Here is a 12,002-nt window from a genome sequence, read left to right as displayed (position 1 = left end):
GGAGCCGGGAGCCGGGGGCGGGGGCGGGGGCGGAGCCTGGGGTTCCGTTCGCGTGAACGTCCCGGGCGCGGGAACGTGGCGGAAGGCCACCGGGCTACGGATGGCCCCGTCGGCTGCGGCAGAAGGAGACCTCATGCGGACCGTCACCCTGAACAACGGCGTCGACATGCCCGTCCTCGGCTTCGGCGTCTACCAGATTCCTCCTGCCGAGACGGAACGGGCGGTGACGGAGGCCCTGGCCGCCGGCTACCGGCTCCTGGACACCGCCGCCGCGTATCAGAACGAGGCGGCGGTCGGCCGCGCCGTCCGGAGCAGCGGGATCCCCCGGGAGGAGCTGTTCATCACCACCAAGGTGTGGGTGCAGGACGCCGGTGAGGAGAACACCCGGCGCGCCTTCGACACCTCGCTGCGCCACCTCGGTCTCGACCACCTCGACCTGTACCTGATCCACCAGCCCTTCGGCGACGTCTACGGATCCTGGCGCGCCATGGAGGGTCTGCACCGCGAAGGCCGGGTCAGGGCGATCGGCGTGTCCAACTTCTACCCCGACCGTCTCGTCGACCTCATGGACCACAACGAGATCACGCCCGCGGTCAACCAGATCGAAACCCACCCGTTCTTCCAGCGCACGACCGACCAGGATCTGATGCGTGAGCGCGGGGTGCAGATCGAGTCCTGGGGCCCCTTCGCCGAAGGCCGGAACGGCCTCTTCTCCGACCCGGTGCTCACCGGGATCGGTGCGGATCACGGCAAGTCGGTGGCACAGGTCGTGCTCCGCTGGCTCGTCCAGCGTCAGGTGGTCGTCATCCCTAAGTCGGTCCGCGCCGACCGGATGGCGGAGAACATCGACGTCTTCGACTTCGAGCTCTCCGAGGACGAGATGACCCGCATCGCCGCACTGGACACCGGGCGCTCCGTCTTCTTCGACCACCGGGACCCGGCCGCCGCCACCCAGCTGGGCAACGCCCGCATCCACGACTGACCGGCGCCGGCGCCACCGGCACACCGCCCGATCCGTTGGCCGTAGGGTGACGGATTGTGAACGCTGAAGCGCGCGAGCTGGACAAGCTCGTATGGGAACAGACCGAATCGCGGGTGCGGCAGGGGGACCTGAGCTCCGTACGAGAACTGGGGGCGCAGTTCGCCGCAGAGCTCGATGCCGCCGTCGGCCGGGTACGCGCCTACCAGGGCGGCCTGGCCCGCATCGTACGGACGCTCGCCCTCACTCCTGGCCGCGAGAGCCTCGCGCAGCTGATCCGGCTGCTGGACGAGTGCGGCCCGTTCGGCCGCTCCGGGACGGAGCCGCAGTTCATCGCCTCCCTCCTCGCCGAGGCGCAGCGGCCGGACGAGCTCGCCGAGCTGCTGTACCGGCGCCCGGTGTCGGACGGGCTCGACGCGCTACGGGCTTGCCTGTTCCACGAGTTGCTGCTGCGGGGCATCGACGTCAAGGCGCTGCGGCCGGTCGCGCGGCAGGACTGGTTCGCGTTGTCCTGGCTGCCGACCGATCTGCGCCCGTTCGAGACCGATGCCCCCTTCCCCAGCCGGTCGGTCAACGGCAGTGCGGGCGGCGCGTGGACGGGTCTCGGCGGCGAGGGGCGCGCGGACCCGCCGACGCCGCGGCGGCACGTGCCCTCGTCGCTGCGGGACATCGCGACCGTCGAAGTCCACGAGGCCCTCGTCGCGGCGCCCAGCGCGGGGGACTTCGGGGACTTCGGAGCCTGGGTCTTCGCCCTGGAGGCGCCGGTGGAGCCCGCGCTGGTGCCGGCCCTGGTGCCCTCGCTGCCGATGAAGTGCGTGGAAGGGCTCGGCGCCGACGCCCGGTTCGCGATCGCGCGGCGCTCGCCCGCGGACATCTGGCGGATCCTCTTCAGCACCGCGTCGATGGGCGGCGTGTACGGCCACGGGGTGCACGGCGCGTTCGGCCGCCGGTCGGCCTGGTGGTCGCTGACGGGGCTCAGCGGCGCGCCCCTCGACGCTAGTGCCCAGGAGGTGGAACGTCAGGTGCTGGAGAGCACGTGGTTCCACTTCGAGTGCGACTCGGCCTGGTTCCACAACGAGATCTACGACTACGGCATCGTGGCCCTCTCCCCCGACCGCTGCCGCCTGGCGGTGCTGGCGGCAACCTGCACCGACTAGGTGCCTGTCCGGCCGATCAGCAGCGCCAGATCATGATGGCGGCGATGACGACTTCGGCTCGGTAGATCGCGGCGCGCTTGGCATATCCGGTGGCCAGGCCGCGCCATTGCTTGAGCCGGTTGAAGCAGCGCTCGACTACGTTCCGGTCGTGGTAGAGGTCGCGGTCGAAGCAAGGTGGTCGGCCGAGGCGCCGGGATTTCTGATCAGCACGCTCGGGGATGGTGGTGGCGATCCGGCGCCGGCGGAGCTCGGCGCGGGTAGACGGAGGGGAGTGTGCCTTGTCGGCGATGACCGGATCCGGCCGCGACCGGGGTGCCCCGGCCCCGGCCGGGGCACCCGGATCGCCTCCAGTAGCGGCACCAACTGCGGCTTGTCACCAGCCTGTCCGGGCGTCAGCAGGATCGACAGTGGACGGCGGGCGCGCCCGTCCACAGCCAGGTGCACTTTGGGCTCAACCCGCCGCCGGATCGTCCCAGTGCCTTGCCGCCGACCGGCGCAACCGGCCACGTACCGCAGCCCCCTTTTCCGGGCCCCTGCCGCATGCTGACGGGCCGGGCGACAGTGGAGTCGACCGACGCCGCCCACTCGATCGTCCCGAAAACACCGGCGCAGCCGCTCATGGCAGATCTTCCGCGGCCCATACCGCTCCGGCACCGACCCCGGCCTACCCCATGTCCTCAAAGGGGCGTTCGGGCCAGCCAGGGTCAGCGGCCCGACGTGGCCTGTCCGGTACCGCCGCCTGATCATTTTCAGGCGGCTCGGCTGACGTCCAGCCGTTCGGACGACGGCTCGTATCCGGCTGCCCTGTAGGCGGCGACGGCGGCGGCGTTCGAGGTCGGGGTGCTGACGAGTGCGCTTGATGCGCCCAGTTCACGCAGCGCCGCCGCAGCGGCGACGCTGATCGCCGTCCCGTAACCGCGACCGCGATGGTCGGCGTGCACGCCCACCGGCTCCAGCAGGCCGGGCTTGCCGGGCCCGGCCGACCAGACCGTCGCCGCGGCCACCGCGTTGTCCTGGTCGTCGTAGCCGATCAGGCAGCGGGCGTCGGCATAGACCGGCCCGGCTGCGAGGACGTGCCATTTCTCCTCGGTGAACGCCGGGCTGCCGAAGGCCGAGCGATGCACTGCGGTCCGCACCCCCGCCGTCTGCGGACCGGCTACCTCGATGCGCAGGCCGGAGTCCTTCACCGGCTGGGCAAGGTCGTGGCGCAGCGGCGTCCACGGCTCGTCCGGAGTCCAGCCCGCCTCCAAGAGGACCTCGCGGAGCAGGGCGCCGTTGGGGATTTCGAGGCCGACCTTCCCGGGCGGCAGGACCCAGCGCTCCGGATCATCGAGGTCCGCCAGGAGCTGGCGCGCCAGATCACCGTCATGTCGCAGATCCGGCGCGGTCGTCAGGCGCAGCACATCAGGGCCGTCCAGGTATCCGACGGCGATGATCCGTCCGTCCACGCTCCAGGTGCGGACGGCCGCGGCCAGCCTCTCCGCGCCCAGCGCCCAGGCCCAGCCGAGGTCTCCCGGATGGAGTTGTAGGGGCGTGCGGTCCTCCTGCCATCCGCGGAGGGCATCCACGACCCCGGTCAGCCCATCGACGCCGGGCTCGGTCAGAACGATCGTCATGTCCCGCATCTCACACCATCGCGGCGACCGGCCGCACCCGGTTTTGCCCAGCCCCCCAGATCGACAGGACACGCCGTGGACCCGTCCGCTCAGCTGGTGCGCAGCACCGTGGGGATCGAGTCGTCGGCCAGGGCGAAGACGACGGTGTGCGTCCCGTCGGCCAGCAGGTAGGAGCGCAGTTGGTCGCGGGCGTCGGCGATGGCCGCCTTGCTCGCCAGTCGGTCCACGGTCAGGCAGCTGAACGGCGAGGCCGCCCGCAACTGCTCTTCGGACAGCCCGTAACCGGCCTGGACCAGGGCGGCGTGGCGGTTCCGCTGGAACAGCTCGCGGAAGGCGTCGTCGGTGGCGAGCAGATCGAGCAGACGGTCGACGACGTCGGCCGGAAGGTGCAGCTTCTCGTTCCCCGGTGCCTGAGTCCGCATGATAAAAACCATAGCCGCCCATCGTGTGGCACGGGAGCCTTTCCGTGGCGCCGTCGATACCGGATCCCCGCACTCCGGATCCGCCGTCCGCCGAACGGATCCCGATGCGTATTCGCCGTTGCACCGTGCTGTTCCTGGAGCCTCGCGAAGAGGTGGACTTCGACTTGGAATCGCTGCTGACCGGCGGTGCCGGCCTCAGCCGCACCCGCCGCTGGCTGGCCTTGGCCGCGCATCTCGACGCGGAGGTCGAGGTCGACGCGCCGCACCGCGAGTTGCTCGGCCGGCTGAGCCCCGGCGAATGGCAGGAGGCCGACTCACTGGACGCCGAGGAATCAGCCCTGTTGGCCGAGCTGATCGACAGCGGCCTGGTGATCGCCGACGACGGACGCCGCGCCGCGCACCGAGAACGCGACGAAGTACTGCGCGCCGGTCACTGGTGGCCGCCCGCAGCGATGATGCACCGGCTCGCGCGGTGGGAAGGCCTCGACAGCGTCAGCCGCATGGAAGCCAACGAGATGACCACCGCCGCCGATCTGCGGCGCAAGCTCGGCCCGCCGCCCACGCACGCCTTCGAGCGCAAGGACGCACCGGACCGGGTGCCGTTGCCGCGCATCGACGGCAACGAGTTCGATGCGATGCTGGCGCGGCGGGCGACCTGCCGCAACTTCGACGGCGAGCGGGCGTTGCCGCTGACGTTGTGCGCGCACATGCTCCAGCGCGTGTTCGCCGCACAGTCGCAGGTACGGGTCGACGACGACACGGTGTTCCTCAAGAAGCACACGCCTTCCGGAGGCGGTCTGCACCCGACCGAGGCCTACCTGATCGTGCAGAACGTCGACGGTCTCGCTCCCGGGCTGTACCACTACCACTCGGTGGATCACGTCCTGGAGCGCTTGCCCGCCCCGGACGAACCACTGGAGCAGTTCGCGCGACGCGCCCTGGCCGGCCAGCACTGGTTCTCCGACGCCCCCGTACTGGCGGTCCTGGCGCCGCGTTACGCACGCAGCTTCTGGAAGTACCGTCACCACGCCAAGGCCTACCGGGCCCTGGTGCTCGACAGCGGTCACCTGTCCCAGACCTTGTACCTGAGTGCGACCGAACTCGGCCTCGGCGCCTTCGTGACCTCGGCGATCAACGAGGTCGACATCGAGCACGGCTTCGGCCTGGACCCGCTGGCCGAAGGCCCGCTGGCGGTCTGCGGCTTCGGCTGGCGCGCACCCGAGATGACCACCAGCGAGTTCGATCCGGCCGAGGAGGTCTGGCTCCGGACGGCGGACGCATCCGAAGAGGGAGCCGAGGGCGCCTGACCGCCCTCGGGGCGGGCTTCTGCCCAGCGTGAAAGGACCGTGGGGCTGCGGGGACCGCGGACAGGATGAAGGGGACGAGGCCGCCTGGCCACCTCTCAGCCCCTGGAGTCGCCGTGCACCTGAGTCCGGCCCGGATGGTCCGCGCCTCTCCCTACTGGCCGGTGGTCAGCCACTCGACACTGCGGCGCCTGCTGCCGGGGTTCACCGTGTCGTCCCTCGGTGACGGCATGGCCGTGGTCGCGGTGAGCTGGCTGGCCGTCGAACTCGCCCCCGCGACGGCCCGCGGCCCGTGGGTCGCGCTGGCTGCGGCCGCCTACACGCTCTCGGGTGCCGTGGGCGCCCTCGTCCTGGGCAGGTTCCTGCGGCGGCTGCCTCCCGCCCGGCTCGTCGGCTACGACGCCCTGCTGCGCGCCTCGGCCCTGGGCGCGATACCCGTCTGTCACGCCTTCGGGGTGCTCGGCATCGAGCTGTACGTCGCACTGCTCGCCGTCTCTTCCGTCCTGCACGCCTGGGGCCAGGCCGGCATCTACACCCTCCTGGCCCGCCAGTTGCCCGAGCGTGACCATCTGGCAGGGAACGCCGTCCTCTCCGGCGTCGGTTCACTGGCGACCGTCATCGGCCCGCCCCTCGCGGGCGCCCTCATCGTCTGGGGCGGTGCCGCGACGGTGATCGCCGTCGACGCGGCGACGTTCCTCGTGCTCGCCGTCACCTTCCTCCGCGGCGTCCCGCAGGACCCGGCACCCGCGCCGGAGGCCGGCAGCTCGCGCGCTGCGGGCTTCGCCGTCATCCGCCGTACGCCCGCCCTGCTGGGGCTCCTCGGCCTGAGCTTCGCCTTCTTCTTCCTCTTCGGCCCCCTGTACGTGGCGCTGCCGCTGCACGTCTCGGACGACCTGGGCGCAGCCGCCGGACTGCTGGCCGCCTTCTACACCGCCTTCGGCCTCGGCGCCGTCCTCGGCTCCCTGCTCACCGGCTACCTGAGCCGCCTTCCGATGTGGCCGACGACGACCGGCATCGTCATCGCCTTCGGCGTCTTCCTGCTCCCGGTCGGCCTCGGCGCACCGACGTGGGCGGCCCTGGCCGGCTTCGCCGTCGCCGGTCTGCTCTGGCCCCCGTACGCGGCGCTGTCCACCGCCCTCTTCCAGCGCTCGGCCCCCCGCGACGCGCTCCCCCAGACGCTTGCGGCGAGCTCCGCGGTCCGCGTGCTCTCCGTCCCGCTGGGCACCGCGCTCGGGGGCCCGCTGGTGGCCGCGCTCGGAGCCGGGGGGACCCTGGCGCTCTCGGCCGTCTCGATCAGCGTCCTCGGACTCGCAGCAGCCTGCACCGCGCACGCGACCCGGCGGCCAAAGCGATAGGAGCCGGGCCCCGGGCTGCGCGCGGGTCCGTCCTGCGGCTCCTACGGTTCCTGCGCCAGCGCCGCGTCCAGCATGCGGTGGACGGTCGCGGTCAGGGCGGGCAGGGTCGGGGTGGGGCGCGTGGCGGAGAGGGCTCCGGCCAGGTGGTCGTAGAGAAGGCCTTCGGTCCAGGCGACCATGAGCTCGGCCGACTCCTCGGGGCGGTCGGCCCCGAGGGCCGCGAGGATGCCGGCCGCGCGGGCCCGGGCGCCGAGGCCCGCCTGATGCAGCCCGGTGCGCAGGTCCGGATTGCGGGCCGCCTCCAGGCTGAGTTCGAAGCGGGCCAGTTGGCGCGCGCGGCCCGTGGTCAGCCAGCGGTGGAGGACGGAGGCGAGGGCCGCCGCCGCTTCGCTCCGGCCCGTCGCGGTCGAGAACGCACCCGTGGCCGTCGGCGCGTCCTGGTCCACGTCCGCCAGGTCCAGCTCTGCCAGTCGCCCGTAGCAGGCCTGGATCAAGGAAGTCCTGGTGCGGAAGTAGTACGAGGTGCTGCCGACGGGCAGGCCGGCCGCGGTGTCGACCGCCCGGTGCGTCAGGCCGCGCAGGCCCGCGGCGGCGACGGTGGCGATGGCGGTGTCGGCGATCAGAGTGCGGCGGTCTGCGGTGGACATGCAGTCACTCTACAGCTGTAGAGTGACCTTCACGAGCTGCCTCTACGGATGTAGAGGGCCGCTGGAAGGAGCACGCATGTCTCGACGTCGGGTGGTCGTGGTGGGAGCCGGGATCGGCGGGCTCACGGCGGCCGTGGCCCTGCACCGGCGCGGCTGGGACGTCACCGTGTACGAGCGGTCGGACCGGGCCGCCGCCCTCGGCGCGGGGATCGTGCTCGCACCCAACGCACTGCGCGCCTTCGACGCCATCGGGTTCGACGTCGAACGGGCGACCGGCAGCGCCGTACCCGCCGCCACGGGCGTGCGGCGGCCCGACGGCGCATGGCTCAGCCGGACGGGGAACGCCGCGCTGGCCGAGCGGTACGGACGCCCGCCGCTGGCCGTCCACCGCACGGCCCTCACGGGCGGGCTGGCTGCGGAACTGCCCGCCGGGGTCCTGCGGTACGGGACCGCCGTCCGGGAGGTCCGTGACGCCGGGGGCACTCCCCTCGTCCGCACCGACGACGGTGACGTCCGCGCCGAAGCGGTGGTCGCCGCAGACGGGATCAACAGCCCGCTGCGCCGCCGGTACTTCCCCGGCCATCCCGGACTCCACTACAGCGGCGAGACCGCCTGGCGGACGGTCGTACCCGCCGACGGACTGCCGGACCTCCTCACCTCGGAGACCTGGGGGCGCGGCGAGCGGTTCGGCATCGTGCCGCTGGCCGACGGGCGGGTGTACCTCTACGCCACCGCCTTCGCGCCGCAGGGCACCCGGCCGGCCGACGTACGGGCCGTGCTGGCACAGCGGTTCGGACGATGGCACGACCCGGTCCCGGCCCTGCTGGAGCGGCTGGAGCCCGCATCCTTGCTCCAGCACGACCTGTTCGACCTGGCGGCCCCGCTCCCCCGCCTCCACCACGGCCGGATCGCCTGGATCGGTGACGCCGCCCACGCCATGACGCCCAATCTGGGGCAGGGCGGATGCCAGGCCGTGGAGGATGCCGTGATCCTCGCCCACCTGCTGGACAGGAGCGGCCCCGACGGCGTTCCGCACGCCCTCGCCGCGTACTCCGCCGCCCGGCGGGACCGGACCGATGCCATCCGGGTGCGGGCCCGCCGCGCCGGCCGACTGGCCGGGCTGCGCCACCCCCTCGCGGCCGGCGCCCGGAACCTCGCCGTCAGGGCGATGCCCGCCCGGATCGCGTTCCGCGCGCTGGACGACCTGTACGACGGGTTCGTCCTCCCCGCGTAGGGCGGAGGTCTGACGTACGGTCCGGAGGTACCCCGCGCAGGGACGGGAGGTGCCCGGCACAGGGACGGGAGGTGCCCGGCACAGGGCCCCAGACACACCCGGTTCCACGGCATGGCGGGCCCCCCACCCCCGTGGGGGGGCTCCGCGCCGGCCGGGATCTCCCGTACGCCGCGCCCGAGATGGCCCCGCTCGACGGGCGGGGTCACGACCGACACGGCCTTCTCCGCATCAGGTGCGGGAACGATGACCACGCTAGGGCCGGGAAGATCACTCCGCCCATGGCTGCACGCGCCAGCAAGGGGACCGGACGCGCCAGAGGGGACTCTGCACGCCTCGTCGGGGACAGCAGGCGCCAAGATCCGATGATGCTCTGGTAATTCGAGCTGGTCTATGCTCAGCCCCCGTGTCCTCGCCTGCGCATCACGGAACCACCTCCTCCGCCCTCACCCGGCTGAACGTCAACGCCGCACGTCTGCTCGGCATACCCCCGGCCGGATACGTGCACTTGCTGGGCATGGCGTCGCAACACCTCAACGACGACCTGTGCCGGCCCCCCGCCCTCACGAGCATCCGCATCGCGGAACTGACGACCGTTCACGCCCATTGGACCGAGGTGGCCCTGCTGATGACACAGCAGGCACCCGTCGGCAGCCTCGGGGTCTGGGACTACCTGATCACCTCCGCGCCCAGCCCCCTGGAGGGGATCCGGGACGCCTCGGCCTACCTCTCCGCCGTGCTCGACACCCGTACGGACAACCTCCGGATCACCGAGGACGGCGACCGCGTCACCATCAGCCACCTCAACGAGGCGGACCTGGCCTACGAGGCGGCGTGCGCCGTACGCGCCTGTGCGCTCGGCCTGTACCAGCGCCGTCTCAGCGAAGCCGCGCAGCGGCGCCTCGTTCCGGTCCGGGTCGCCCTGGCCGCGGCGGCGCCCCGCGAGCACCACGCGCTGATCGAGCTCTTCGGCACCCGCGCCATCGAGTTCGAAGCCCCGGTCAGCTCGCTCACCTTCCTCACCTCCGACCTGGACGGGCCGGCGCCGCACAGCCAGCCGGGCCTGTCGACGGTTCTTCGAAGACACGCCGAGCAGACGCTCGCCACCGCGATCCCGCTGCACAACTGGCTGGACCTCTTCCGTACCGCCCTGGCCTCCGCACACGAAGAGACCACGCCCACCCTGTCCGCGGTGGCGCAGCGCATGGCCCTCAGCACGCGGACCCTCCAGCGCCGCCTCGACGAACACGGCACCACCTGGAGCGGCGAGGTGGAATCCGTACGCCGGGTCCACATCACCCGGCTGCTCCGCAGCACCGACCTGAGCATCGACTCGATCGCCGCCCGGAGCGGTTACGCCGACGCCCGCGCCCTGCGCCGGGCGGTCCAGCGCTGGTACGGCACCACCCCCGCCGCCCTGCGCCGCACCGGGCAGCACCCGGACGACGGGGAGTCCGGGCGCCCGGACGCCCCGTAGCGGCGGCTTCCCCGGCGGCGCCCGCCGCGTGCGACGGAGGCCTCATCCTGCGGTCGGCGTGAACTCCACGCGCAGGGACTTCGGTCCGCGGGTGAAGACGCCCTGCTCGGCCGGGTCGTACCCGTCGGCCGGCCGGATGTCCGGCATCGCATCGAGGAGCTGGTTCGTGGCGATCTCCACCTCCGCCCTGGCCAGGAGCGCCCCGACGCAGAAGTGCCGTCCGAGGGCGAAGGCCAGGTGGTCCGCCGCGGCGGAGAAGGCGGTGGTCGCCGTCAGGTCGTCGCGGAGGATGTCGAACCGGTCCGGGTCCGCGTAGCGCTCGGGGTCGCGATTGGCCGCGCCGATCAGGCAGGTGACGGTGGCTCCGGCGGGGACGGTGCCCGCGCTCATCGGGACGTCGGCGGCGGCCTGACGCATGATCATGTGGACCGGAGGGCTGTAGCGCAGCGTCTCCGCGAAGGCCCGGTCGATGAGTCCGCGGTCCTGCCGGACGGCCGCCAGCTGTGCGGGGTTGGCCAGGAGGTTCGCGAAGAGGCCGGCGATGGCCTTGTCCGTGGTCTCGGCGCCCGCGGTGAGCAGCAGGCTGCAGAACGCCTTGATGTCCTCGTCGCTCATCCTCACCCCGTCGACCTCGGCGGTGCAGAGCGCGGACAGCAGGTCGTCACCGAGGCGGTCCCGCCGGTTGCCGATGACGGGCAGCATGTACGCGGCGAACTCGGCCTGGGCGCGGGCGCCGGCCGCGGCGCACTCGGGGTCGCCGGACAGATTGCCGGTGAACGCCACGAAAGCCCGGTACCACCCGGCGATGTGCTCCTGGCCGGATCGGTCCAGTCCGAACATGTCGGCGATGACGGTGATGGGGAAGTGGGAGGCGAAGCCGCTCACCAGGTCCACGGCCCCGGTGTCGCGGAACCCGTCGATCAGCTCGCGGGCGTTGCGCTCGATGAGCGGGACGACCTTCTCCCGGAGCTCGTTGCCGCGGAATGCGGGCGCCACCAGCGCGCGCCGGGTGGCGTGCTCGCGGCCGCTCATCTGGAGCAGGGTCTTCCCGTGCACGGGCTCCGCCTGCCAGGCGTAGTTGTCCGTGGTGAAGAGCGATTCCTTGTCCTTGAACACCCGCGCCACGTCCTCGTAGCGCGAGACGAGATAGCTCTGCGTCGCCTCGTGCCAGACGAGGTCCGGGCTGTCGCGCAGGGCGCGGTACGTCGGGTACGGGTTCTCGGCGAACTCCTTGGACAGGATGTCCGGGACGTGCTGCGCGGCGGTCATGGAGATCCCCCATCAGCTCGGCTTCCGACACGCCGGCACACCGCCGGCCCCGTCGAACGCCCTCAAGGAAACACCACACCGACCGCCGTCGCCAGAGCTTCGGCCCCCACGCCTGAACTGGCCTCATACGGCCGTGACATGAGGCGATCCACGTGGTTCCCCGGACACCTGGGAGCGGACCGACACCCCCCGCACCGCCCCCGCCCCCGGTTGCGGACGCACTCCTGCCCGAGAGGGCAACACCAGAGCGAACCCGGACGCAGCGGCGCGGCCGCTCTTGACGGCGGGCTCGGCTGCGACTGCCACTGCACTCAGGGAAGGGGCGGGAGGTCGGCCCAGGTCCGGGGGCGTGGGGCGGCCGTCCGGGTCGCAGCGGAGATTGGACCGATGGACGAACACCACGCCCAGCCGGCTTCGGCCGCGAACTACCGGAGGTGGGGTCCGGCTCAGGCCGGTATCGGGGTGAAGGGCCTCAGTTCGTCGGCCCCGGGCTGTACGACGCCGTACGTGCTCTCCGGCACCTCGTTCCAGGCACCCGGGAGGTC

General features: G+C 72.3%; 10 protein-coding genes and 2 pseudogenes. 6 read left to right on the top strand and 6 right to left on the bottom strand.

What is annotated here, in order from left to right; translation table 11 throughout:
* Positions 1–133 precede the first annotated feature (133 nt).
* Both IO30_RS0128625 and IO30_RS42235 read left to right on the top strand, forming a co-directional pair.
* Positions 134–982, top strand: a complete 849-nt coding sequence (locus IO30_RS0128625; protein ID WP_031147654.1) for an aldo/keto reductase — start codon at positions 134–136, stop codon at positions 980–982.
* Positions 983–1,038: 56 nt separating this feature from the next.
* On the top strand, positions 1,039–2,136 hold the full coding sequence (locus IO30_RS42235) for a DUF6183 family protein (RefSeq protein WP_051902652.1): 1,098 nt from the start codon (positions 1,039–1,041) through the stop codon (positions 2,134–2,136).
* Positions 2,137–2,152: 16 nt separating this feature from the next.
* Here the strand turns inward: IO30_RS42235 and IO30_RS48190 are convergent.
* The 3 genes and pseudogenes from IO30_RS48190 to IO30_RS0128610 form a co-directional block, all read right to left on the bottom strand.
* A pseudogene (locus tag IO30_RS48190) lies at positions 2,153–2,428 on the bottom strand (IS5/IS1182 family transposase); the annotation flags it as partial.
* A gap of 457 nt (positions 2,429–2,885) precedes the next feature.
* The gene (locus IO30_RS0128615) at positions 2,886–3,752 is read right to left on the bottom strand and encodes a GNAT family N-acetyltransferase (protein WP_031147651.1); all 867 of its coding nucleotides are present in this window, start codon (positions 3,750–3,752) and stop codon (positions 2,886–2,888) included.
* 89 nt (positions 3,753–3,841) lie between these two features.
* Complete coding sequence (locus IO30_RS0128610; protein WP_051859694.1) at positions 3,842–4,174, bottom strand: NHLP-related RiPP peptide; 333 nt, start codon at positions 4,172–4,174, stop codon at positions 3,842–3,844.
* A 104-nt stretch (positions 4,175–4,278) separates the two neighbouring features.
* Here IO30_RS0128610 and IO30_RS0128605 point away from each other — a divergent pair, with 104 nt between their 5' ends.
* Positions 4,279–5,481, top strand: a complete 1,203-nt coding sequence (locus IO30_RS0128605; RefSeq protein ID WP_031147647.1) for a putative peptide maturation dehydrogenase — start codon at positions 4,279–4,281, stop codon at positions 5,479–5,481.
* A gap of 113 nt (positions 5,482–5,594) precedes the next feature.
* Positions 5,595–6,833, top strand: coding sequence for an MFS transporter (locus IO30_RS0128600; RefSeq protein WP_199921105.1), 1,239 nt, complete (start codon positions 5,595–5,597; stop codon positions 6,831–6,833).
* Between the two features lie 41 nt (positions 6,834–6,874).
* On the opposite strand, the gene IO30_RS0128595 is transcribed toward IO30_RS0128600, so the two are convergent.
* On the bottom strand, positions 6,875–7,480 hold the full coding sequence (locus IO30_RS0128595; protein WP_031147643.1) for a TetR/AcrR family transcriptional regulator: 606 nt from the start codon (positions 7,478–7,480) through the stop codon (positions 6,875–6,877).
* Between the two features lie 76 nt (positions 7,481–7,556).
* On the opposite strand from IO30_RS0128595, the gene IO30_RS0128590 reads away from it, so the two are divergent.
* Entirely contained in the window at positions 7,557–8,714 is a 1,158-nt protein-coding gene (locus IO30_RS0128590) for an FAD-dependent oxidoreductase (protein WP_031147641.1), read from the top strand.
* A gap of 403 nt (positions 8,715–9,117) precedes the next feature.
* Complete coding sequence (locus IO30_RS42230) at positions 9,118–10,188, top strand: AraC family transcriptional regulator (protein ID WP_051902650.1); 1,071 nt, start codon at positions 9,118–9,120, stop codon at positions 10,186–10,188.
* A gap of 42 nt (positions 10,189–10,230) precedes the next feature.
* Here IO30_RS42230 and IO30_RS0128580 read toward each other — a convergent pair whose 3' ends face one another.
* Positions 10,231–11,457, bottom strand: coding sequence for a cytochrome P450 (locus IO30_RS0128580; protein WP_031147636.1), 1,227 nt, complete (start codon positions 11,455–11,457; stop codon positions 10,231–10,233).
* Positions 11,458–11,903: 446 nt separating this feature from the next.
* Positions 11,904–12,002 (bottom strand): annotated as a pseudogene (locus tag IO30_RS47215) (class II glutamine amidotransferase); the annotation flags it as partial.

The organism is Streptomyces xanthophaeus (assembly GCF_000725805.1).
Classification (GTDB): Bacteria; Actinomycetota; Actinomycetes; order Streptomycetales; family Streptomycetaceae; genus Streptomyces; species Streptomyces xanthophaeus.
The sequence above is the reverse complement of the archived record's forward strand: the minus strand, read 5'-3'. Positions and strand labels throughout refer to the sequence as shown.